Genomic DNA, 22,561 nt, shown 5'->3' with positions numbered 1-22,561 from the left:
CGCTACCCTGTATATATGCTCATTATCCTCCCTCCTTCAGAAACTAAAGCGCACGACGGTACGGGCCAGCCTCTTGACTTTGATAAGCTCTCTTTCCCACAACTGCACGACACCCGGCGCGAAATCGCCGCTGAGCTGCAGTCTCTTCCGGTTGACGAGGCCATGGAAGTATTGCGGCTTTCGGAAAAGCTGCGCGGTGAGGCCGAATCCAATCAGGGGCTGTATACCACCCCCACCATGCCGGCCGTGTTGCGCTATACCGGCGTGCTTTTTGATGCCTTAGACGCTCCCACCCTTCCCACGTGGGACCGCCTTGCCATTGGCGACGCCCTTTTTGGCGTCCTCCGCGCCAGCGACCCCATCCCCCATTACCGTCTGTCGGGCGGGACAAAACTTAACGGCCGCACCATGAAATCGCACTGGGGCAAGCAGATTACGCAGACTCTGGAGGGGGTAGACGAGCTTATTGTTGATCTGCGCTCGGGTACGTACCAACAATTGGGCCGGGTGAAAGACGCGGTAACGGTGCGGGTGGAAAGCGTGCAAGAAGATGGCTCGCGGAAGGTAGTCAGCCACTTTAATAAGCACTACAAGGGCCTCCTCGCCCGCGAGCTAGCGCTCTCTCCTGCCGATGCCTATAGCGCCGCCGACGTTGCTGCTATCGCGCGCGCCGCGGGGATGACCATTGAAGAGCCGAGGCCAGGGTCGAGTGAGCTTACGCTCGTCGTGAAGCGTTGAGCCCACTAGGACACCACTCAACGCAACCTGTTTAGCGCAGCAGCGGGTTATACAACAGGCTATTGCGCTGTACAGAGCATTCGGTGGCTACATGCACTGAGCTAGCGACGTGCCCCGACTCGCGCAGAGGATACAGCTGACCTACTACCTTATCGCGCAGGTCCCAGGGCGAAATGGTGTTGAGGTAGATCTTGGTGCCGCCTTCGAATCCGGCAAGGGTGGAAATTCGCAGTTTGATGAGGATGCGCCATGGTTGGGCAACATCGACGTCAGCGGGCTTGTGGTGCCATTCCTCATTGCAGGGCACCTCGCGGCCAACTGCGGCGTGGGCCGCGTGCACAAGGTCGCTCATGGCGCGGACTTCCTCTTCCGACTGCCGCCACGGCTCGCAGGTTGCGGACTTGGAGTAGACCTCCAAGGTGGGATAGCGGTGACCAAAGCCCGCGAAGAGGACGGCATGATCATTTTCCGCAATGATGAGGTTGCGGCTAGCGGCATAATCCACCGCCCACTCGTTGTACATATTCATATTGCTGCGCAGCATCTGGACTTCTCGGTGTGAAGCCATGCCGCGATCATCGATAGCAACGAGCTGCTTGTGCAGGTGCTCGAAGGAGGCGCCGGCTGGCTGCAGCCAGTTTTGGAAAGCCACCACGTAAGGCGCGTAGCGGTTGCGCTCGTAGAGGTCCCGCATGGAGTCGATGGTCAGCTGCATAAACAGCAGATGTTCTTCGGCGCTTAGCGTGCCTGAAGATGCCAACTGCGAATCATCTTGTGCGCCGCGCTCAAAATGGCGGCCCGCCACGATGACGTCGTGACCGCCGGCGAAGAATCCAGCGGCTTGGTCCACCAATTCTTCTTCGCTTGCCTCAGGCAGGTGCGCCGCCTTGCGCTTAGTGCGCACTATCTTGAGCACATGTTCTCGGCCGGCCGGATCGCTGATGTAGTTATCCATGCGCTGGCGGGTTTCGGCATCCATTTCAAAGCCGTAGTTGGCGTGCCAGTACTCATAGGAGACGATTTCAAACAGGTTGGGGATGCGGCGAAAGGCCGCTACGGTGTGGTCGTATTCCTGCAAAGGCAATCCACGCACAATCCCGCCGGAAGGCAGGATGCGAGCCTTTTCCGGCGGGGTATCGGTCATGCGTCCGGAGCAAAAAGCGCACCGGTGGGCCAAGTCCTCCTCTTGTAGCGGCTGCGGGTTAGCTACTGGTACAGCCAGCGGGCGGTTGCCGCGCCCTGGCACGGTCCACACCTCGGTTCCTGAGAACGGGTTGACCTGTTTGACCGTGCCATCCCGCATGGACTGGATGGGCTCAATGCGGGCAAAAAGTGCGTCACTCATGCCCACTAGGGTAGTAACGCCTAGTAGCTATTTCGCAACAGAGCGACGACGCGCCACCGCACAGGCCCCGCCAACGGTGAGCAAGATCATCACGATTAGAATGACAGCGGCACCGGCTCGAGATTGCTCATCACCACTGCGATTGACGCCCATTACTAGCCCCCAAGCGTTGGCATCAGGCAGCACGCGGAGGATAGCCTTAGCCCAAGGAGCGCTAACGGCATCGAGGGCGGTTTCAATGACGAAATACTCTGCCACGAGAATCATCGCTGCGAGTGCACCACTGCGCAAAAGGTAGGCCAAGCTGGTAGCTAACAGGATAAAGACAGTCCACTCAACGTAGGCAAGGATGAACCCATTGTTATCCGGCCAATGCATGAAGCTGTCAAAATTGAAATCACCTCCGAAGGCAGTAATCAACAGCGTGGCTACCATCATGCCCAGTGTGGCCGCGAGCAGTAACGAAAAGGTGATGATGAAAAATTGGCTCAGCACTATACCTACGCGGCGATTTGATGAGAGGTATGACCATGAAACTGTTCCATTACTTTGGTCCCCGCCTACCATCATGGCGGCAGCAAACACCATCACGACAATGGCGAGTGAACCGGAAATGGACACATCGACAGCCTCGAACTTGCCGTCGACCGTACCATTGAAGTCATTCGCCCAAGCCAACAAGACAGCGCCGGCAGCCATGCCAGCTGAAACTACGGCGAGGTATATCCAAGTAGAGCGGAGCGAAAATAGTTTCCGGGATTCAGAAATCAGAGCGTTCATTTAACTCAATCCTTTGCAGATGAAGCGTATTGTGCAGGTGAAAAACTATGCAGAGCGGTAGGCCACGTGGTCGGCAGTGGCGCCGAGGTAGGCCTCTTCCAGAGAGGGCTGCTTGCGTTCCAAGCTGGAGATGAGGATGCGGTTATCCAGGCAGATTCGGCCGATGTCAGAGCCTTCTAGGCCGCGCACGCGCAGGACTTCGCCGTCAAAGGAGGTCTCCGCATCGGTGCCGTGTAGCAGACGGAGGAGCTCATCGGGTTGGTCAACGATGACCTCAAAGCTTGCGCTTTCCGTACCGTTCACGAATTCATCCATAGTGCCTTCACCTAACAGCTTGCCCTTGCCGATGACCACAAGGCGGTCTGCTGTTAGCTGCATTTCCGAAAGCAAGTGGGAAGAAACAAGTACGGAGCAGCCGGCCTCAGCGAATTCACGGATGCGAGCACGCATCCAGTGCACGCCTTCGGGATCGAGGCCGTTGACGGGTTCGTCGAGAAGCAAGTGCTTCGGCTCCCCGATAAGCGCACAGGCAAGGCCCAGACGCTGCTTCATACCCAGCGAGTATCCGCCCACGCGCTTGGTGGCTACCTGGGTAAGGCCGACGCGGTCCAAGGTGTCATCCACGTGGTCCATGGACACGCCCTGCAACGCAGCCATATAGCCCAAGTGCGCACGGGCGCTGCGACCCGGGTGGAACCAGTTGGCATCCAGCAACGTGCCCACCGTGGTGGCAGGATTGGACAGTTCGCGGAAAGGCGTGCCATCAAAGGTCGCGGTGCCGGAAGTCGGATTCTCTAGGCCCACGCACATGCGCATGGTGGTGGACTTACCAGAACCGTTCGGGCCGAGGAATCCGGTGACTTGGCCGTCTGGGACCTCAAAGGAGAGGTCATCTACTGCTTTAAAGGTACGGAAATTCTTGAAAAGGTGTGAAACTTTGAGCATGGTTTCCATCGTGCCGCCTGACCAGCACGCAGTAACCATCCTCGGGAGTGATTTAGCAGGTCATACCTAGGGATGAGACAGCAGCTCCTCTACCGAAACCACGCCATGAGTTAGGGCATACAGCACGGCATGAACACGGTCGCGCGAGCTGGTCTTAGTAAGAATATGGCGCACGTGAGTCTTCACCGTGGCCATGGATACGAACTCGCACTCCGCGATTTCGGTATTCGAATACCCCAATGCCATCAACTTAAGGACGTCAAGCTCGCGTGGGGTGAGGTCTGCTGACGGAGGGACGGGCGGTGCCGCCGCGGGCTCCACGTGGTTGGTGGGCGACTTAGAAGCAGCCTGTTCGCTGCGTAGTTGCTGCAGCACCTGGGCGGTAATGCGCGGCGAAAGCACCGCCTCGCCGGAATGCACGGTACGGATGGCGGCGAGGAGTTCTTCAGGTTCTACATCTTTCAGCAGGAATCCGGAAGCCCCAGCGGAAATGGCGCCGTGGACAAAGTTCTGGTCATCGAAGGTGGTAAGCATAATGACCTGGGTTTCCGGAAACTCTGGCAGGAGCCTTTCGGTGGCGGCGATACCGTTGACGCGGGCCATCTGGACATCCATGAGCACAATATCGGCGGGCTGCGCGCGGGCTAGATCGAGCACTTCATCGCCATCGGATGCCTGCCAAGCAACTTCTAAATCCTCTTGGGAGCCGAGAAGCATAGCGAACCCGGCGCGCACGAGGGGCTGATCATCTACCAAGCCAATGCGGATGGGGCCAGCATGCGAGCTTGCTGGCTGCTTAGGGCTAGTCATTGGGTACCTCCACGGTAATTAAGAAATGTCCATCCTCAGTGCGGGTCTCAACGCTGCCACCATAGGCCTTGACGCGCTCGCTCATTCCGATGAGGCCGTAGCCAGGATTGTGATTATTCGGCGTACGCGAGGCCGGGTTATCGGCGTTAAGTACTAAGCCATTTCCAGTAGAGCGAAAGCGCAGTACTCCCCTTTTATCACGCGAATGCTTGATCATATTGGTCAAAAGTTCTTGCACCACGCGGTAGACGGTGAATTGGTATAGCTCGTCGCTTTCGGTCGGCAAATCCTCCAGCCCGTGCACGGTGATATCGAAACCGGTGCGGCGCGCTTCCGAAATAAGTCCTGCAATATCGCTCGCACCAGGTGCCTTGGTATCGGCGCGGGAATCCCCATCACGCAGCACAGAGAGCAAACCGCGCATCTGTTTGAGGGAATCGCGGGAGGTAGAGGCGATGGTCTCCAAGGCTTCTGTGGCTGCTGCGGGATTTTTGGCGGCGGCGAACCGGGCGCCGTCGGCAAGGGCAATAACGCCCGCTAAATTATGCGCCACAATGTCATGCATCTCGCGGGCAATGCGGTTGCGCTCTACCGCGCCAGCCATTTCCGCACGTTCAATCAGCAGCTGCTGGTCCTCGCGCTTTTTACGGTCATTGGTGCCAAGCAAGTAGAAAAAGCCCATAACCGGCCACGCCATGGCGATGAGGGACCCAAAAGCAGGCAGCGGGCCGATGCTAGAATCCTCTAGGCCAAAGTCGATGCCGCCAAAAACCCTCCGCCCGTAGAGCGACGCTGCAGTGGCCGCCAAGGTGCCTAATGCAATCCACCCTATCCAGATCCGTTGTAACCGCTTGGGTGAATGTGCACCTATAAGAAATACGCAGTATGCCACTGGGAAGAAGTGAGCGTTACCCATTGCAGCCAGCGGGGTAAAGATGCACACCGTTAATGTAATCGCAATAAACCCAATAGCGTATTCCTTGAGCTTAGGATGCAGCCACAGTGATAATGGAACTCCAACGGCATAAAGTAAGAAGACCAACTCTTGAAAAAGCGATGTTTTATCAATGGCACCTTCTGCCGCCGGCACCGAAGAAACCCAGAAAAACAACGGAATGATAATTCTCCACGGCGAGCCTACCCAGGCACGAACCGCATCCGGCCATAGCTTCTTCATGGCCTTCTAGGCTAGCGCAGGCTTCAGGCTATAGTCCTCATCCCTGGGGCTGACTAAACTGGCGGGCATGCAGCACGAGTTCTTTGAGGTTGATGTTTTTGCCACCGGCGCCTTTAACGGAAATGCGCTCGCGGTAGTAGCCGGTGCCGATATCTTAAGCTCCCAGCAGATGCAGTCCATTGCGTACTGGACCAACTTTTCTGAGACCACCTTCCTGCTCGAGCCTACCGACGCCCGCGCGGACTACCGCGTGCGCATTTTCACCCCGTACGAGGAGTTTGACTTCGCTGGCCATCCCACCTTAGGGAGTGCCGCCGCGTGGCGTGCCCTAGGCAATCACCCGCGAGTGGAGGGAACACTCGTCCAAGAATGCGGCGTGGGTCTAGTTACCGTCCGCGAAGAAGACTCAGTCTTTTCCTTTGCTACCCCGCCGCTGCGCCGCGAGGAACCGCTGTCCCCAGAAGAGCTAGAGGAAGCGTGCGTCGGGTTGGGCCTTGAAAGCGCAGACATTGTGGACCACAGCTGGGTAGACAATGGTCCGGGCTGGCGCCTGCTGCAAATGCGTAACGCCGACGCGGTGCGCGCAGTGACGCCGCAAGCAGGGCGCCCCAAGGTCGGCATTGTGGGGCTCAATGCCCGCGCTGCAGAGGGCGAGCCGGCTTATGAAGTGCGAGCTTTTACCACTCAATTCGAGGATCCGGTGACTGGGTCTTTCAATGGCGGCGCCGCGCAGTTTATGCGCTCGCGAAACCTAGTCCCGCCACGCTATACGGCTGTGCAAGGAAGCCAGATAGGCAGAGCGGGCGAGGTCTTTATTAACGATGATGGCACGGATATCTGGGTAGGCGGGCGCGCCCATATTCGCGTGCGCGGAACACTGGAGGTTTAAATGCAGCTACACCACGATTTTGCCCAGAAGCTTCCCCACTTGGTCCGCCCTACCGAAGGCGAGGAGCAGCCGCACCCACAACTGCTTATCCTCAACGAGGAGCTAGCCACACAGCTAGGCCTTGATCCGGACTGGCTGCGCTCCTCCGAAGGCATCGAGTTCCTCACCGGCCGCGCGGGCGGCCACGCCATGGCCTATTCCGGCTTCCAATTCGGTGCATTTAATCCGCAGATGGGAGACGGCCGCGCCATGCTCTTAGGAGAGGTGGAAAAGGACGGCCAGCTGTGGGATCTCCATGCCAAGGGAACTGGGCTGACACCCTTTTCCCGCCCGGGCTCCGATGGCCGCGGAACGCTTTCTTCCATGCTGCGTGAATACCTTGTTTCTGAAGCCATGTATGCCTTGGGCGTGCCCACCACCCGGGCACTTGCAGTACTCTCCACCGGCCAGCCCATCCAGCGCGGCCACGTACAGCCTGCCGGAATAGTAGTGCGCGTGGCCGCCAGTCACATCCGCGTCGGCACCTTCCACCTCGCCGCGCAGACTGATTACACACGTCAGCTGGCCGATTATGCCATCGCGCGCCACTACCCTGGTGCGGACTACCAGCATTTTTTCGCCCAGGTGATGGATACACAGATCCGCACTGTTTCCCAGTGGATGCGGCTCGGCTTTATCCACGGCGTGATGAATACGGATAACACCACCATCTCCGGCGAGACGATTGACTATGGCCCGTGTGCCTTCATGGAGTCCTATTCACCGAGCACGGTATTTTCTAGCATCGATACCCAAGGCCGCTATGCCTTTGGCAATCAACCCTCAATCCTGGGCTGGAATCTGGCGCGCTTGGCGGAGTCCTTCCTGCCGCTCTTTGACCTGGATATGAATAAAGCCATGGACTTCGCCCAAGAGTCAATCAACGGCTTCGCAGATCACTTTGAGGCCCAGCGCAAGGCAGATATGGCGGCGGCTTTGAATACCTCCCCAGACCTTATCTCTTCTTATTCCACCGCCATGCAGCTCAACGGCCCGGATATTACGCTGGCCCACCGCGCTCTTGCCGACGCCGCCGCGGGCCACCCCGCCCCCGCCCGTGAGCTTTTGCCTGAGGGCGACTTCTTAGAGGAGTATCTGGCTTCTTCTCCGGATCCGGCCCGTGTAGATAGCGCCATGCCGCGGGTTATCCCGCGCAATCTCGCAGTGGAATCAGCGCTGAGCGCTGCAGAACGCGGAGACATAGGCCCCTATCAGGAACTCCTCCACGCGGTAACGCACCCATGGGAGCCCAACCCCTCATTCGAATCGCCGGACCCCAACGGTCTGGAGGGATACCTCACTTACTGCGGCACCTAGCTCCTGCCCACCTCGCCCAGAACGAGTAAACCCCTGTACCGTCTCGGTGCGGTACAGGGGTTATCTAGGAAGAAGCTGGTTCTAGCGGTCCAGCTTCAGGGTTTTCTGGGTGTACTCCCACATCTCGTCATAGAGCTTTTCATCGTTGCTCAGCTTGATGCCATAGGACGGAACCATCTCGCGGATCTTGTCTGCCCAATCGATCATGTGCTCGCCGAAGCAACGCTCCAACAGCTCCAGCATGACGGCTGGGGCGATGGATGCACCCGGGGAAGCGCCGAGCAGGCCGGCGATATTGCCCTCCTGGTTATTGACCAGGGTGGTGCCGAACTCGAGGGAGCCGAACTGCGGGGCACCGGCTGGCTTGATTACCTGGACGCGCTGGCCAGCGATGACGGTCTCCCAGTCGCTTTCCTTTGCCTCCGGTACGTACTCGCGCAGGGCCTCCACGCGGTCGGAGAAGCTCTTGCGCACCTCGTCTACTAGGTACTTGGTCAGGCCAAACTCCTGGACGGCAACGCCAAGGTAAGAGGTGATGTTGTCCGGGCGGATGGACTTAAACAGGTCTAGATAAGTGCCCTTCTTCAGGAACTTCGGGCTCCAGCCACCGTAAGGGCCGAATAGCAGGCCCTTCTCACCGTCGATTACGCGTGTATCCAGGTGCGGCACGGACATTGGCGGGGCACCGACAGCTGCCTTACCGTAAACCTTTGCTTGGTGCTGCTCGATGAGCTCAGGGTTCTTGGAGCGCAGCCACAGACCGGATACTGGGAAGCCTGCGTAACCGGCAACCTCCTTAACCTTTGCCTTGCGTAGCAAGTCGAGGGCGTAACCACCGGCACCAACGAAGACGAACTTAGCCTTTACGACGGTGATATCACCGGTGTGCTTGTTCTTGGAGTACACCTTCCAAGCGGAGCCATCGCGCTTGATATCGATGACCTCGTGGCCGTAGCGGATCTCAGTACCGGAGGCCTTAGCTGCGGTCAGGAACTGCTTGGTCAGCGCGCCGAAGTTAACGTCAGTGCCGGCATCAGTCCAAGAGATTGCTACCTTATTGGAAAAGTCACGGCCCTGTGCCATCAGCGGCAGCTTCTCTGCAAAGACAGAATCATCGGCGGAGAACTGCATGCCTGGGAACATGTGCTTTTCACTCAGCACGTCGTAGCGGCGCTTAAGGTAATCCACCTGGATTTCACCCTGAGCGAAGGATACGTGCGGGACCGGGTTAATGAATTCGCTTGGGTCAGTAAGGATGCCGTTATTGAGCTGGTGGGACCAGAACTGGCGAGACTTCTGGAATTTCTCGTTAATGCCCAGAGCCTTGGAGACATCAATGCGGCCGTTCTTCTCCGGGGTGTAGTTCAACTCGCACAGTGCGGAGTGGCCGGTACCGGCGTTATTCCACGGGGAGGAGGACTCCAATGCGGGGCCGTCGAGGCGCTCAAAGACCATTTGAGTCCAGCTGGGCTCCAACTCGCGGAGCATAGCACCCAGGGTGGCGCTCATGATGCCGGCACCGATAAGTGCTACATCGACCTCATCTACAACCTGTGCTGTCTTCTTAGCGGAGGACACTGTGTTATTACCTCTTCGAATTGAAAATAGATATCCATCGGCGCGGTCTACGCCTTGTTTTTAGCGCTTAGCGCCCCGCGCTACCATCGTTGCACTATGACAACTTGGCAGCGCGTCACGCATTAAGGCCTTACTCTACGCTTTTCTTACTCAATTTGGGATTTCTCCCCCAGACCAGTGGCAAAAATGTGGGAATTTCCGCCCCCCATTATTTATACCTCAGCACCCACACCATCAATCCTTCATTGCACCTAGAATCGTGGCATGGTTACACACTCCCCGGTATGGGGCCCAGATAAACTCGGTCCCGACTTTGAAGCTTCCACCCTTGACTTGGGCGAAGACCCCGACGACGAGGGCAACGTGGTCACCACGCTGGTGCACTACGCACCCCAGCAAGCAGGCGATGCCGCACGAGAGTCATCCGCCACCTCATCCCGCCCGGCACTGGTGTGGCTACACGGCATGACTGACTACTTCTTCCACACCCACGTAGCCGAGCACTTTGCCGCCCAAGGTTATGACTTTTACGCCGTCGATCTGCGCAAGTGTGGCCGTTCGCGCCGCCCCGGCCAGTCATGGCACTATGTTTCGGATTTGGCGTTTTATTTTGCTGACCTCACCGCCGCACTCGATGCCATCCCTAATGATGAGGTTATCTTCATCGCTCACTCCACCGGTGGCTTAATCGCTCCGCTATGGATGGATCACCTGCGCCACTCCGACCAACAACGCCACCGGAGGCTAAAGGGCCTCATCCTCAATAGCCCGTGGCTCGACATGATGGGTGTGCCTGGCCAGGTTCTCACCCCACTCAAACCGCTGTTGTACGCGCTGGCTCGCATCGCTCCCATGACTCCCCTTCCCGGTAGCAACCTCACCGCCTATGGCGAGTCTGTTCACAAAGATTTCTACGGCGAGTGGAATTTTGACCTTCGCTTTAAGCCACTGGCTGGGCATAAAAAGTATGTCGGCTGGATAGCCGCAGTATTCCGTGGCTTTGACGCTATCCACAGCGGGCGTGTTGATGCCGGCGTACCTATTTTGACCCTGCAGTCCACTCGCACTCAGCTGGGTCAGCCCTATTCCGACAGCGCGAACCACGCGGACGTCATCATTGATGTTTCCCAAACGCGCCGCTGGGCAAAGGAACTTGGCGTCCACTACACTTTGCACCCCATCAAGGGCGCTAGGCACGATGTTTTTCTATCGCTTCCGGATCCGCTCCAAGAGGCTTTCGGTGCCTGTGACGAGTGGTTGCCCACAGTCCTAGATTCCCATAAATCCGTCCAGTAATTTAGCCCCTAAATATAAGGAATAAACATGACTCCTTCACACCAGACTCACACGTCGGCCGGCGAGGAACATTTTGACCTCATCATCATCGGCTCTGGCTCCGGCAATTCCATTCCCAGCCCGGAGTTTGATAACCACAAGATCGCCATTATTGAGAAGGGCACCTTTGGCGGCACCTGCCTCAACGTAGGCTGCATTCCCACCAAGATGTACGTCTACGCCGCCGATATTGCCTTGGCTGCACGCGAGGCCGGCCGGCTAGGCCTTGACGCACAGGTCAATAGCGTGGACTGGGATTCCATCGTGGACCGCGTCTTTACCAACCGCGTTGACCAGATTGCCCAAGGCGGCGAGGAGTACCGCCGCGGTGAGGAAACCCCGAATATCACCGTATACGACGAGCACGCCCGCTTTATCGGCCCGAAAACCCTTAAGACCGGCGAACATGTCATCACTGGCGACCAAATTGTCATCGCTGCTGGCTCCCGCCCGGTCATTCCGGCCGTTTATGCCAATTCCGGCGTGAAGTACTACACCAATGAAGACATTATGCGCATGGACCACCAGCCAGAGAGTCTGATTGTGGTGGGCGGTGGCTATATCGCGATGGAGTTTGCCCATGTCTTTGACGGCCTCGGCACCAAGGTCACCGTAGTCAATCGCTCCGAGACTTTGCTGCGCCACCTTGATGACGACCTTTCCAGTCGCTTTAATCAGATTGCTCGCGACCGCTTCGACGTGCATATTGCCAATGGCACCAAGCTCGAGGAGACCGACCAGGGAGTGCGGTTGGAATTGGACAATGGTGAGTCCATAGAAGCAGAGGCAATCCTGGTCGCCACTGGACGTACCCCTAATGGTGATCAGATGGACGTAGACAAGTCAGGCATTGAACTGCTTGCCGACGGCCGCGTAAAAGCGGATGAATTTGGTCGCACCACTGCCGAGGGCGTGTGGGCGCTTGGCGACGTCTCCTCGCCGTACATGCTCAAGCACGTTGCTAATGCCGAGACCCGCGCCGTGCAGCACAACTTGCTGCACCCAGAAGACCTCCGCCCACTGCCCCACGACAATGTCCCAGCGGCCATCTTTACCCACCCGCAGATCGCAACGGTGGGCCTTACCGAGAAGCAGGCGCGTAAGGAAGGCTTCGATATCACCGTCAAGGTGCAAAACTTCGGCGATGTTGCCTATGGCTGGGCTATGGAAGATAGCACCGGCATCTGCAAACTAATTGCAGACCGCGCTACTGGGCAGCTTCTCGGCGCTCATCTCATGGGCCCACAGTCCTCTACCTTGATCCAGCAACTGGTTACCGCGATGGTTTATAAGTTGGACATGCGGGAGTTCACGCGTAGCCAATATTGGATCCACCCCGCGCTACCAGAAGTGGTGGAAAACGCCCTTTTGGGACTGGAGTGGCAAAAGTAAATTGTTACGTAATCTTTCTCACACCCGCCCAGTTTTCTTCCAGCTTTTGAAGCATATTCCCGCCTCACGCCAAGGAAGTCTCATTCAGCCTTTCAGGAATTTACCACCATATTGGGCCAGACATTAATTTAATGGATGATATTCCGGTCTTTGTCGCGCAAAAGAGCCGCAGTCTTTTAAAATCCATGAGCTATCGGTTCGAGCCGATTTGAAAACAGCTACCGCACGTTCATGAATATCTCCTGTGTACTCAATAACACTTTGGTTTCCCTGTGCGGAACCCTTGCAAGTACGACTTTTAAGAAATTTTGATACGCCGATCCGCAATGCAGCATTCCCTGGCGCCACCGGTATCGCCGTTGCCTTCGGCGGCACCACTATTGCCGTAGCAGCAGACGGTTTCTCCGCTGAGGCTAACCCGACCACCACCTCAGCTAGCGAGGACCCCTCCCAGCAGGGCTCCTCTTCCGGGGCCAGAACCTCCCTAACAGATTGACCAGAACCTCGAGTACTAAGGCGAACGTCCGGCTGGCGGCACCAAGATCTTCGGCTCTTCTAAGGACTTCTCCGAGCAGTCGGTATGGGCTAAGGTTCTGTACCCCCTGTACCATCCTGGGTGGCATCGGTGCAGTTCTGGGCGGCGTCATCGGCCCGGTCTTCAACTTCATCAACCACGGCCCTTTCTTCTAAGCAACAGCCCTACGGCTAAATCAAAATTTCCGAAGGGTAAATTTCACAATGCGCAACTTCCGCACTGCAGCCGTTGCTACTGCCACCGCTGCTACCGTCGCTTTCGGCGGCGTCGCTGTCGCTTCCGCTGAGAACACCAAGGCTGACGACGGCGAGTTCCCCGCCCTGTCCTCCAAGATCGGCGCTAACGTTGACAAGGATCAGCAGGTAACCGGCCACGCCATCCTCGGCGAAGAGAAGGACAAGGACAACCCTCGCTGGGGCGAGATCTGGCGCGACGGCACCGTTGCTCTGGACATCAACTCGGCAATCGGCACCCTGATCGGTGCCTACAACTACACCGTATAGAACGGCTTCGTCCCTCACGTTCTGGACCCAATCTTCCGCCGCTAATCATTAGCCGTAGATTGGCTCTAGATAGCTAGGGTTTGCAGGGCCTCGTTCTTAGAACGAGGCCCCTATTCTACGCGTCGGTACGCCCTAAGAATGGGACGGCTTAGACACGGCGCCGGCAAGCATACACAAGGTCGCCTTCACTTCCCCGCTTCGGGTCGTGGAGGCGGCCGTCGCTATTTATTCTTAGTCTTCGTCTGGGATGGTAAGGATTTCGTTGCCATCCTCGGTAATGACCAGGGTATGCTCAAACTGGGCGGTGAACTTACCGTCAGTGTTTTGGACGGTCCAGTCATCATCCCAGATTTCATAATCCAGAGAGCCAAGGTTAATCATCGGCTCGACGGTGAGCGTCATACCGGGCTCGAGGATATCGCGGTAGACGGTCGAATCGTGGTGAAGGACAACCAGACCGTTGTGGAAGGTCGGGCCAACGCCGTGGCCGGTAAAGTCGCGCACGACGTTGTATCCAAAACGCTTGGCATAAGACTCAATAACTCGACCAATGACGTTAATTTCGCGGCCAGGCTTTGCTGCCTTGATGCCACGCATAGTGGCCTCTTTGGTGCGCTCCACCAACAGACGGTGCTCCTCAGAGACATCGCCCGCAAGGAAGGTGGCGTTATTATCACCGTGCACGCCATTCTTATAAGCCGTGATATCGATATTGACGATGTCTCCGTCTTCGATCACAGTGGTATCCGGGATGCCGTGGCAGACAATCTCATTAAGGGATACACAGCTGGACTTAGGGAAGCCACGGTACCCCAGCGTAGAAGGGTAGGCGCCGTGGTCACACATGTATTCGTGTGCCACGCGGTCTACATAATCAGTAGTCACACCCGGCTTAACGGCCTTGCCAGCCTCCTTGAGTGCGTTGGCCGCAATCTTGCAGGCCTCGCGCATCTTCTCGATGACCTCTGGGGACTGGACGTAGGGCTCGCCAATGCCCTCCTGTACCTCGTCCTTCCACACGTACTCCGGTCGCTCAATGCTCTCCGGCACGGTGAGGATGGGGGTGGGCTTTCCTGGCTTTAGCTTTCCTCGATTGCTCATGGTTTCCCATGGTAGTCCTCTGCGCCCATAAAGCAGCAGCCGGGGTCTCGAGGGCGGTCGGTGTTCTAACCTTCAGCTGGAGGCGCCGCCCCCTCGTGTGGACCAGAGCGGTAATCGTCGACTTTCTGCAAGAAATTGCTCGTAATGTTGACCGAGGCATCGGAGCCACCACCCAAAACCACGAGGGTGGCAAAGGCAATATCGTCTTCTTCCCGGTAGCCAGTAAACCAGGCATGCGAGCCTTCATTAATCTCGGCCTCACCGGTCTTGCCATAGATGGTGCCGCCAGCAGCCATGCTGCGCGCGGTACCGCTGGTGACCACTTGGCGCATCATAGCACGGACATTGTCCAGCACAGGCTTGGGAATCTGCTGCGGCTTATCGGACGCTTTAGTCTCATGGCCCTCAATCAGCCTAGGCGTTGGCGTCTTGCCATTAGCCACCGTTGCAGAAACCAGCGCCATTCCGAAGGGGCTAGCCAAGTCATAGCCCTGACCATAGCCAGCTTCCGTCCGCTCCAATGGCTCCTTTCCCTCTGGAATCGAGCCAGTGATGGTGGTCAATCCGGGGATGTCATACTCAACGCCGAAGCCGAACTTCTTGCCCATGTCCTTCAATTCACCGGGCTTAAGCTTGGTGGAGATATCCGCAAAGGTGGTGTTGCAGGACTGCGCGAAGGCTTGGCTGAGCGGAACGCTACCTAAAGAGAAGGCATTGTAGTTGGTCACCACGCGGCCAAAGATATCCATAGTTCCCGGGCACGGAACGATGGTATCGGTATTTAGGCCCTGTTTATCCACGCCTGCCGCGGCGGTGAGAATCTTGAAAACAGAACCGGGCGGGTACTGACCCTGTAGGGCGACGTCGCCATCTTCATCGGCTTTTTCTGTTTGGGCTACGGCCAAGATATCGCCATTGGAAGGTCGGATGGCTACGAGCATGGCTTGCGAATCTGCACGCTCATTTACCGCTTCTTGCGCGGCGCGCTGCACATCGTAATCCAGACCAACCTTGATGGAAGGCGCCGCATTGGGATCATGCTTTTCGACGTCCGAAAGAGCCGCACCATTCTCATTGACCACGGAAATAGACCAGCCGGTCTGGCCGTCAACCTCATCCTGGACCGCAGAGCGCACGCGCGACATGAGATCGGGAGCAAGACCGCGGTCGCGGGTAACCAGGGCTGGCTCCTCGTTGAGGCGCACGCCGTCCATACCCTCCACCTTGGGACGCACGGCCTTGGCTTGGTCTTCGGTGAACATAGTGACAGAGAAGGGGCCGTCTGCATCCTCCAATTTCTTGGCCAAGTCCTTAGCATCCATCTCCGCGATGGAATTGTCCTGCCGGTGAGCGGCGGCCAACGCGCCACTGATCTTTGCGGCCGTAGGGCGCACATCTTCTAGCGAGTCGGTATCTACCACCAGCCGGTAGTTGAGCCCTGGGCTCATCAATTCCACCCCATTGGAAGAAACCACGCTGGCACGTTTTGCCTCCAAAGCACGCAGCTCCAAGTGCTGATTTGCCCCCAGGTCCGGGTGTATAAGGCTCGGCTTCCAGCGCACCGTCCACTCATCCTCTGTCTTGGTAAGCGTCATCTGCGTGTCATAGCTCAAGGTGCGATCCTTGGGCAGATCCCAATTGACCTTGTAGTTCGCCGTAGCGAGGTTCTCGTTTTGGTCAATGCCTTCTAACTCAATGTCGAGCCCCTCGGCCTGCAGGCCGGAGTAGGTGGCATCGAGGGCGGCGGTGGCGTCAGAGGGGGCGTCGGTAAGCGCGGCCAAACCGTCGTTATTGCGGGATTCCATCCCTTCGAGGAATTCCTCCGCCACCGGTTCTGCTGAAACCGGTTTAGGCGTACAAGCAACCACGCTGGTGGAAGCGAGCGTGATAGTGGCAACCAGCGCGACCAACTTCTTCATGCCTTGGGACTCTAGCAGCGCAAGAGCTAAAAAAGACTGCCCCACACCGAAGTGCGGGGCAGTCTACTTAATGTGGGTGGATTACTGGGTGACGCGAACCTCAGCCTTGGCGCCTTCTACGGCCTCCATTCCCTGCTCATCGGCAATGCGCATGGCCTCTTCAATGAGAGTTTCCACAATCTTGTCTTCCGGCACGGTACGTACGACCTCGCCCTTGACAAAGATCTGTCCCTTGCCGTTACCGGAGGCAACGCCTAGGTCGGCATCGCGTGCCTCGCCCGGGCCGTTGACAACGCAACCCATAACGGCAACGCGCAGTGGGAACTCCATTCCGTCCAAGCCAGCGGTAACTTCTTCTGCCAGCTTGTAGACGTCCACCTGGGCGCGACCACAGGAAGGGCAGGACACGATCTCCAGCTTGCGTGGGCGCAAGTTGAGCGACTGCAAGATCTGGTCGCCTACCTTGATCTCCTCTACCGGCGGCGCGGACAGGGATACGCGAATGGTATCGCCAATACCCTCAGCCAATAGCGCACCGAAGGCAACTGAGGACTTGATGGTTCCCATGAACTTCGGGCCTGCCTCGGTCACGCCCAAGTGCAGCGGGTAGTCAGTCTTTTCCGCCAGCTGTCGGTAGGCTTCCACCATCAGGACCGGGTCGGAGTGCTTGACGGAAATAGCGATATCGCCGTAACCATGCTCCTCAAACAGGCCAGCCTCCCAAATTGCGGACTCGACGAGTGCCTCCGGGGTGGCCTTGCCGTACTTTTCCAGCAGGCGCTTGTCCAAAGAACCACCATTAACACCGATGCGGATTGGAATGCCAGCATCGCCTGCAGCCTTAGCGACTTCCTTCACACGACCATCAAACTCGCGGATATTGCCTGGATTAACGCGAATAGCGGCACAGCCGGCATCGATGGCTTGGAAGATGTACTTGGGCTGGAAGTGGATATCCGCAATCACCGGGATGGGAGACTTCTTAGCGATGGCAGGAAGAGCTTCCGCATCGATGGGCTTAGGGCAAGCCACGCGCACGATATCGCAACCGGAAGCGGTCAGCTGCGCAATTTGCTGCAGTGTGCCATTAATGTCGTGCGTCTTCGTATTGGTCATCGACTGCACCGAAATCGGTGAGTCAGAGCCAACGCCGACCGGGCCCACCTGCAGCTGCCGAGTCTTGCGGCGCGGGTGCAGGACCGGTGGTGGGCCGTCTGGGATTCCTAGACCGATAGGAGTCGACATGAATTCTCCTTGTTGAAGCACAGTAAATACATTCGGTGGGTGATTAACGCCCCCACTCTAGCACTGCTTGCTTTATGCCTGAAGTACGCGCAGCGATGGCCGCGGCTGCTAACCAAATAGCCGGATGGGGTTTACCACATCCGCAACGATAACGATGACGCCGACGCCCATCAGCAGCGCAGCCATCGCGTACGTCACCGGCATCAACTTGGTGTAGTCGGCCGGGCCCAAAGCTGGCTTGCCTGCCAGCTTGCGGATCCCATCGCGCAGCTTTTCATAGATGATGACGGCGATATGCCCGCCGTCAAAGGGCGGCAGCGGAATCAGGTTAAAAAGCGCTAGGAAGAAGTTCAGCGTGGCCAGCATCATAAAGAACATCGACCACAGGGAACGTTCCGCTAATTCGCCACCCACGCGGGAAGCGCCGACAACAGACATGGGGCCATCAGCCTCGCGTTCCTGACCAAAGATGGAGGCCACTACACCCGGAATTTTGCCGGGGAACTGTTTGAGGCCATCAACCGTTGCCCCCAGCGAGTAGGTGCTAAAGCGCCACGTTGCCGGTAGTGCGTCGACGGCGCCGTGCTTTTCGACGACATCGATAAGCTGATTGCTCAACCCGATAGAGCCGGCATCTATCAGTTCTCCGTCTTTGTTAAGCCGCTTAACCGTATCCAGGTGGACTGGGATGTCTTTATCTTTCCCATCGCGCTCCACCGTCAGGGTGACGGTCTCACCGGGGCGCTGCATGACTTCATCGCGCAATTGGGTAAAAGAATCCAGCTTCTGGCCATCGAGGGCCACGATGATATCTCCCTGTCGAACACCAGCCTTGCCAGCAGGGCCCGACCCCGTACACTCCTCCAGCTCTTGGTTCGGCTTCTGATTGGCCGAGCAGGTCACCTCGCCCACGCGGGGGCGCACATCAGCATCCGGGTTGGGCAAGCCCGCCGTCATCGCGACAAAATAAAGAATGACAAAACCCAAAACCAGGTTGACGCCAATGCCACCTGCCAACACGATAATGCGCTGCCACCACGGCTTTTTGTACATAGCATGGGGCTCTTCTTCTTCGGTGAGGAATTCATCCTGGGCGGTCATTCCAGCGATATCGCAAAAGCCACCCACTGGAAAAGCCGCCAGCCCGTATTCAGTGTGCCTCTTCCGGAAGGAAAACACCCGTGGCCCGAATCCAATGAAATAGCGGCGCACGCGCATACCAAAGGCACGCGCGGTGAGCATATGGCCTGCTTCATGCAGCGCTACGGTAAGCCCAATGCCAAGGGCGAAAAACACAATGCCCAGCAAATTTGCCATGGTGTGAAAGCTTTCTAGTCAGCCAGCGAATCAATAAGCGCATTCGCGCGCCTGCGCGCCTCGCCTTCTACCGCGAGGATTTCATCGAGGCTAGAGACTACACCAGCAAACTCGGAAGCGGAATCAAGAACCTTGCCTACTACGTCCACGATTTCTGGAAAGTGGATACGACCGGATAAAAACGCGGCCGCCGCTTCCTCATTGGCGGCGTTATAGATGACACCTGTTCCCTCTGCCGCGGCGCGGCGGGCGAGATCGACGGCGGGAAAGGCGGCATCGTCAAGCGGCTCAAACCGCCAGTCATGTGCCTGCGCAAAATCCAGGGAAGGCTGCGCACCTGGCACGCGGTGCGGCCAATTCAGTGCCAGTGAAATCGGCAGCTTCATCGACGGCGGCGAAACTTGGGCGATGGTGCAGCCGTCTTTAAAGGTAGCCATAGAGTGAATTATGGACTGTGGATGCACGGTGACATCAATGCGCTCGGGGTCGATGTCAAAGAGCAGCGTAGCCTCAATCAGCTCTAGACCTTTATTGATGAGCGTTGCTGAATTGAGGGTATTCATCTGGCCCATCGACCACGTGGGATGCTGCGCCGCCTGCTCTGGGGTCACGTCCCACATCTCTTCGCGCGACCACCCGCGGAAAGGCCCGCCCGAAGCGGTAAGCACGAGCTTGTCTAGCTCTCCTTCCTCACCGGCCCGCAAGCACTGCGCCATGGCGGAATGTTCCGAATCGACGGGAATAATCTGGCCGGGGCGCGCCGCCTGGGTAACAAGCCTGCCACCGGCGACGAGGGATTCCTTATTAGCCAAGGCCAAGTACTCCCCCATCTCCAGCGTCGCTAGAGTGGCTTTAAGGCCGAGGGATCCCACTAGAGCATTGAGTACAGTATCGGCCGGGGTCGAGCGCACTAGGTTCTCTGCCGCATCGGCGCCGCTTAATACCGAGCCGCCCAAAGCGGCGGAGACCTCGACGGCAGCCTCCTCTTTAGCCACTGCAACGTGGTCAAACGAAAGGTTGAGGCGGCGAGCCTGTTCAATGATGAGCTGCGGGTTGGAGCCGCCCGCCGCGATTCCCACTACGTCGAATTTATCGGGATTATCCGCAATAACTTCCAAAGCTTGCGTGCCGATTGAACCGGTGGAACCAAGAATGAGTATTCGCTGTGTAGTCACCCCTCCACCCTAGCGCCCATCACCACGGGGCGGGTACGGCAGGTAACCGGCATTGCAACGGGGGTGTTTAATCGCCATCTAGGGTGCAATGTTTTAGAATGTTGAGCAGACAAATGGCATTGGTGTGCCCGCACGCCCATCGCGCAGACGGGCACACGCAGAAGCGAAGGAGAGCAAGTGTCTTCCCACAAGCCGGTACCACAGGTATATGACGGTGTTTCTACTGAGGACGTCCCATCCGCAGGATTCGGCTGGTCTCGCATCAGCCGCTCTGGCGTACAGATTGCTGGTTGGATCTCTGTCCTGTTCCTGCTTGCCTACAACTTTGGTAACCACAAAGGCCACGTTGAGACCATCTGGCTCATCGCCTTGGCTATCTTGGTAGCAGTTGGCCTGCTCATTCACGCTTTCCAGCCTAAGCTGCACCAGGTGCGCACCGTGACCGCCCGCAACCAGCCGGTGGGCCACCAGGAGCCAGACTGGGTCTACGACCAAAAGACCAGCACTGGCGCATACGCAGAGCTTACCGATTCCCAGCTGCGCGCGCTCAACATCGAGCCTTCCCGCGTTTCTCACCTGCGCGTTGAGCCAGGCACCAACAACGCCACCCCGGTTTCCTCCGGCAAGCACGCGCTCTAAGCTTTCAGCACACTTTAGCTACCGCCGCCCTTCCCTGCGAAGGTCGGCGGTTTCTTTTTGTCTCCGCTTGACGACGTCCTCTCGCGCTCCCTCTGCTGGGTGTCGCTCTGCTGGGTGCCGTTCTGCCCGCACCGCGCCCCTAGCAGCTCTGCGATGCAGGTGATGCTTGCTAGAAGCGCTCTGGGTTTAGGACACCCAGTGGCCCACCTTGGCGTAGATCTCGGGCAAGGTACTATCCACGCGCTTACCACTGACGCGGAGGGCGAGGATATAATACGCAGCAGGCACAGCGATAACGAGTACAAACCCCAGCGCAACTAGCACCTTATTCGAACCGTAGCCGATGGCCATCGGGATGACGCCTGGGATAATAGGTGCCCAGCCAATAAACAAACTCAAAATAGCGCTTAAGAAGGCACTAGCCGAGTAGCCGGATTTATCCGCCCACATATTCCCTCCAGGCCGCGCGGTGGCAAAGGGATTAAAGGTGGTGAGCAGCAAGGACAATCCGGCGGAAGAAATGAAGATTCCCAAGGCAGTAACCGCCAAACAGGCAGTGCGAGTTTTATCCGCACTGAATGCAAAAAGCAGCATCGCCGTGAGCACAAAAATTATGGCGGATAGCGCCATGTGCGCCCAGTGCCGCGCGTAAAGCAGCGTGCGCGGACGAACTGGGGCGGCCATCTTTACCCACAGGCTTGGACCGTCATAACCAAAATCATTGGTAGCAACTATTCCGCCTATCAGCCCCAGAAATAACAAACCTACTGACGATAAATCGGAGTCAATAGCAAAGCCCTGGATGATCAAGACGACTGCCAGAATTGGCTGCATGATAATGCTGCCAATAAGGCGGGAGTCACGGAAAATATAGCGCAGCGAGCGCGTAAATTCCATGGCAGCAGGGCTGCTATAGGAAAAGGAACCAAGGGAAAAGCGGCTTATCCCCTTGGACTTCTCACGGTGATTGCGTGCCGACGGGGAAACCGTGCGGTGCTCGAATTGCCGCCGCAACAATCGATGCCACGCCCACACAGCTACACCCAGCGTTACTACGGCGATGAGAAATTGTGCGCAGGCTTCCACCAGTCCGCCTTGAGCAAGCGCAAGCGCCCACCCCACCGGCGCTCCTACAGGCGTCCATGCTAATCCTTCACCTACCGTTCCCAAAGGGAAGTCAGAGCCGGCGAGGGAGGAAAGTTGAGTCGAGCCAAAGATAAGCACAAACACTGCCACCGAGCCTAAGGCCTTAAGCTTCGTGGAACTAAGCTCCGCGGCAGTAGCCCCCACATAAACCGCGAGATCCACCAGCACCAGCGTCAGCACAAGGGCGAAAAGCATTCCTAGACAGAAAGGCAAGATGAACAATGCCTTCCCGTTTGCCGCCAGGATCACGCTTCCGGCCACCGCATAAGCAATGGACAGCAAGACTGATACCGGGGCGCGTAAATTAAGCACCGAGGCGATAGCGAGTGCCGGTGTGATGTCTTTTAGCCGCAGCGGCAACGCGGAAAGTTCGCGGGCAGATAGCTGGTTCTCTCCACTGGGCATGATGAGGGCGATAACAATGAAAGCAAGCGTGCCAAGACCAGGGGCCACGGTTAGGGCTTGCACGTTCCCAGTTCCAGTGGAAATATCTGCCGCAGCAAGAGCGGCGAGCGATGCTAGCCCGATGAGTCCATAGAGCAAAAGGCAGATCGGGATCATAACCGCTGCAGCATTCGCTTTAAGGCTGCGGGCCCACAGGGTGCGGTGCAGCTTGAGCAGGGTCGAAGTCATTGC

At 57.5% G+C, this 22,561-nt stretch carries 20 protein-coding genes; 8 read left to right on the top strand and 12 right to left on the bottom strand.

Translation table 11 applies throughout. The annotated features are described in order from the left end of the window. The first annotated feature begins 15 nt into the window (after positions 1-15). The gene (yaaA, locus tag L8V22_RS01340; RefSeq protein ID WP_238799701.1) at positions 16-738 is read left to right on the top strand and encodes a peroxide stress protein YaaA; all 723 of its coding nucleotides are present in this window, start codon (positions 16-18) and stop codon (positions 736-738) included. 31 nt (positions 739-769) lie between these two features. Here the strand turns inward: yaaA and L8V22_RS01335 are convergent, their stop codons facing one another. The 5 genes from L8V22_RS01335 to L8V22_RS01315 form a co-directional block, all read right to left on the bottom strand. Next, positions 770-2,083 carry a DUF4921 family protein gene (locus L8V22_RS01335; protein WP_238799700.1) on the bottom strand — a complete coding sequence of 438 codons (1,314 nt, stop codon included), beginning with the start codon at positions 2,081-2,083 and terminating at the stop codon, positions 770-772. A gap of 27 nt (positions 2,084-2,110) precedes the next feature. Then, a complete protein-coding gene (locus L8V22_RS01330) occupies positions 2,111-2,863 on the bottom strand; it encodes an ABC transporter permease (RefSeq protein WP_238799699.1) in 753 nt (250 codons plus the stop codon). A 45-nt stretch (positions 2,864-2,908) separates the two neighbouring features. After that, a complete protein-coding gene (locus L8V22_RS01325) occupies positions 2,909-3,808 on the bottom strand; it encodes an ABC transporter ATP-binding protein (protein WP_420839924.1) in 900 nt (299 codons plus the stop codon). Between the two features lie 66 nt (positions 3,809-3,874). After that, positions 3,875-4,618: a response regulator gene (locus L8V22_RS01320; protein WP_238799693.1), complete on the bottom strand. Its 744-nt coding sequence runs from the start codon at positions 4,616-4,618 to the stop codon at positions 3,875-3,877. Then, entirely contained in the window at positions 4,611-5,795 is a 1,185-nt protein-coding gene (locus L8V22_RS01315) for a sensor histidine kinase (RefSeq protein WP_238799692.1), read from the bottom strand. The genes L8V22_RS01320 and L8V22_RS01315 overlap by 8 nt, the downstream gene beginning before the upstream one ends. Positions 5,796-5,862: 67 nt before the next feature. Here L8V22_RS01315 and L8V22_RS01310 point away from each other — a divergent pair, with 67 nt between their 5' ends. Together L8V22_RS01310 and L8V22_RS01305 are read left to right on the top strand one after the other, a co-directional pair. Then, a complete protein-coding gene (locus L8V22_RS01310; protein ID WP_238799690.1) occupies positions 5,863-6,684 on the top strand; it encodes a PhzF family phenazine biosynthesis protein in 822 nt (273 codons plus the stop codon). Further along, entirely contained in the window at positions 6,685-8,040 is a 1,356-nt protein-coding gene (locus tag L8V22_RS01305; RefSeq protein WP_238799689.1) for a protein adenylyltransferase SelO, read from the top strand. 81 nt (positions 8,041-8,121) lie between these two features. Here the strand turns inward: L8V22_RS01305 and mqo are convergent, their stop codons facing one another. Beyond that, positions 8,122-9,618: a malate dehydrogenase (quinone) gene (gene mqo, locus L8V22_RS01300; RefSeq protein ID WP_238799688.1), complete on the bottom strand. Its 1,497-nt coding sequence runs from the start codon at positions 9,616-9,618 to the stop codon at positions 8,122-8,124. 264 nt (positions 9,619-9,882) lie between these two features. On the opposite strand from mqo, the gene L8V22_RS01295 reads away from it, so the two are divergent. The 4 genes from L8V22_RS01295 (at position 9,883) to L8V22_RS01280 (ending at position 13,383) form a co-directional block, all read left to right on the top strand. After that, a complete protein-coding gene (locus L8V22_RS01295; protein ID WP_238799687.1) occupies positions 9,883-10,914 on the top strand; it encodes an alpha/beta hydrolase in 1,032 nt (343 codons plus the stop codon). Positions 10,915-10,941: 27 nt separating this feature from the next. Continuing rightward, entirely contained in the window at positions 10,942-12,345 is a 1,404-nt protein-coding gene (gene mtr, locus L8V22_RS01290) for a mycothione reductase (RefSeq protein ID WP_238799686.1), read from the top strand. Between the two features lie 283 nt (positions 12,346-12,628). Next, positions 12,629-12,841, top strand: a complete 213-nt coding sequence (locus tag L8V22_RS01285) for a hypothetical protein (protein WP_238799685.1) — start codon at positions 12,629-12,631, stop codon at positions 12,839-12,841. A gap of 242 nt (positions 12,842-13,083) precedes the next feature. Further along, positions 13,084-13,383, top strand: coding sequence for a hypothetical protein (locus tag L8V22_RS01280; protein WP_238799683.1), 300 nt, complete (start codon positions 13,084-13,086; stop codon positions 13,381-13,383). Between the two features lie 231 nt (positions 13,384-13,614). Here the strand turns inward: L8V22_RS01280 and map are convergent, their stop codons facing one another. The 5 genes from map to dxr form a co-directional block, all read right to left on the bottom strand. Then, complete coding sequence (gene map, locus L8V22_RS01275; RefSeq protein WP_238799681.1) at positions 13,615-14,484, bottom strand: type I methionyl aminopeptidase; 870 nt, start codon at positions 14,482-14,484, stop codon at positions 13,615-13,617. A 65-nt stretch (positions 14,485-14,549) separates the two neighbouring features. After that, on the bottom strand, positions 14,550-16,403 hold the full coding sequence (locus tag L8V22_RS01270; RefSeq protein WP_238799679.1) for a penicillin-binding transpeptidase domain-containing protein: 1,854 nt from the start codon (positions 16,401-16,403) through the stop codon (positions 14,550-14,552). A gap of 81 nt (positions 16,404-16,484) precedes the next feature. Next, positions 16,485-17,648 (bottom strand): flavodoxin-dependent (E)-4-hydroxy-3-methylbut-2-enyl-diphosphate synthase, encoded by a 1,164-nt coding sequence (ispG, locus tag L8V22_RS01265; protein ID WP_179386645.1) that lies wholly within the window; start codon positions 17,646-17,648, stop codon positions 16,485-16,487. A gap of 108 nt (positions 17,649-17,756) precedes the next feature. Continuing rightward, positions 17,757-18,965, bottom strand: coding sequence for a M50 family metallopeptidase (locus tag L8V22_RS01260; RefSeq protein ID WP_238799677.1), 1,209 nt, complete (start codon positions 18,963-18,965; stop codon positions 17,757-17,759). Positions 18,966-18,979: 14 nt separating this feature from the next. Then, positions 18,980-20,140 (bottom strand): 1-deoxy-D-xylulose-5-phosphate reductoisomerase, encoded by a 1,161-nt coding sequence (dxr, locus tag L8V22_RS01255; RefSeq protein ID WP_238799675.1) that lies wholly within the window; start codon positions 20,138-20,140, stop codon positions 18,980-18,982. 177 nt (positions 20,141-20,317) lie between these two features. On the opposite strand from dxr, the gene L8V22_RS01250 reads away from it, so the two are divergent. Continuing rightward, complete coding sequence (locus tag L8V22_RS01250) at positions 20,318-20,779, top strand: DUF2631 domain-containing protein (protein ID WP_238799673.1); 462 nt, start codon at positions 20,318-20,320, stop codon at positions 20,777-20,779. 186 nt (positions 20,780-20,965) lie between these two features. Here the strand turns inward: L8V22_RS01250 and L8V22_RS01245 are convergent, their stop codons facing one another. Then, entirely contained in the window at positions 20,966-22,558 is a 1,593-nt protein-coding gene (locus L8V22_RS01245) for a hypothetical protein (RefSeq protein ID WP_238799664.1), read from the bottom strand. Positions 22,559-22,561 lie beyond the last annotated feature (3 nt).

This window comes from Corynebacterium yonathiae (genome assembly GCF_027570195.1).
In the GTDB taxonomy this organism is placed as follows: domain Bacteria; phylum Actinomycetota; class Actinomycetes; order Mycobacteriales; family Mycobacteriaceae; genus Corynebacterium; species Corynebacterium yonathiae.
Note: the sequence above shows the minus strand (reverse complement) of the source record. Positions and strands in the feature narration are given on the sequence as shown.

What these genes read in the sequence shown, in the direction of transcription:
- yaaA (WP_238799701.1), top strand. Translation starts at nt 16, where the DNA reads ATGCTCATTATCCTCCCTCCTTCAGAAACTAAAGCGCACGACGGTACG.
- L8V22_RS01335 (WP_238799700.1), bottom strand. Translation starts at nt 2,083, where the DNA reads ATGAGTGACGCACTTTTTGCCCGCATTGAGCCCATCCAGTCCATGCGG.
- L8V22_RS01330 (WP_238799699.1), bottom strand. Translation starts at nt 2,863, where the DNA reads ATGAACGCTCTGATTTCTGAATCCCGGAAACTATTTTCGCTCCGCTCT.
- L8V22_RS01325 (WP_420839924.1), bottom strand. Translation starts at nt 3,808, where the DNA reads ATGCTCAAAGTTTCACACCTTTTCAAGAATTTCCGTACCTTTAAAGCA.
- L8V22_RS01320 (WP_238799693.1), bottom strand. Translation starts at nt 4,618, where the DNA reads ATGACTAGCCCTAAGCAGCCAGCAAGCTCGCATGCTGGCCCCATCCGC.
- L8V22_RS01315 (WP_238799692.1), bottom strand. Translation starts at nt 5,795, where the DNA reads ATGAAGAAGCTATGGCCGGATGCGGTTCGTGCCTGGGTAGGCTCGCCG.
- L8V22_RS01310 (WP_238799690.1), top strand. Translation starts at nt 5,863, where the DNA reads ATGCAGCACGAGTTCTTTGAGGTTGATGTTTTTGCCACCGGCGCCTTT.
- L8V22_RS01305 (WP_238799689.1), top strand. Translation starts at nt 6,685, where the DNA reads ATGCAGCTACACCACGATTTTGCCCAGAAGCTTCCCCACTTGGTCCGC.
- L8V22_RS01295 (WP_238799687.1), top strand. Translation starts at nt 9,883, where the DNA reads ATGGTTACACACTCCCCGGTATGGGGCCCAGATAAACTCGGTCCCGAC.
- mtr (WP_238799686.1), top strand. Translation starts at nt 10,942, where the DNA reads ATGACTCCTTCACACCAGACTCACACGTCGGCCGGCGAGGAACATTTT.
- L8V22_RS01280 (WP_238799683.1), top strand. Translation starts at nt 13,084, where the DNA reads ATGCGCAACTTCCGCACTGCAGCCGTTGCTACTGCCACCGCTGCTACC.
- map (WP_238799681.1), bottom strand. Translation starts at nt 14,484, where the DNA reads ATGAGCAATCGAGGAAAGCTAAAGCCAGGAAAGCCCACCCCCATCCTC.
- L8V22_RS01270 (WP_238799679.1), bottom strand. Translation starts at nt 16,403, where the DNA reads ATGAAGAAGTTGGTCGCGCTGGTTGCCACTATCACGCTCGCTTCCACC.
- ispG (WP_179386645.1), bottom strand. Translation starts at nt 17,648, where the DNA reads ATGTCGACTCCTATCGGTCTAGGAATCCCAGACGGCCCACCACCGGTC.
- L8V22_RS01260 (WP_238799677.1), bottom strand. Translation starts at nt 18,965, where the DNA reads ATGGCAAATTTGCTGGGCATTGTGTTTTTCGCCCTTGGCATTGGGCTT.
- L8V22_RS01245 (WP_238799664.1), bottom strand. Translation starts at nt 22,558, where the DNA reads ATGACTTCGACCCTGCTCAAGCTGCACCGCACCCTGTGGGCCCGCAGC.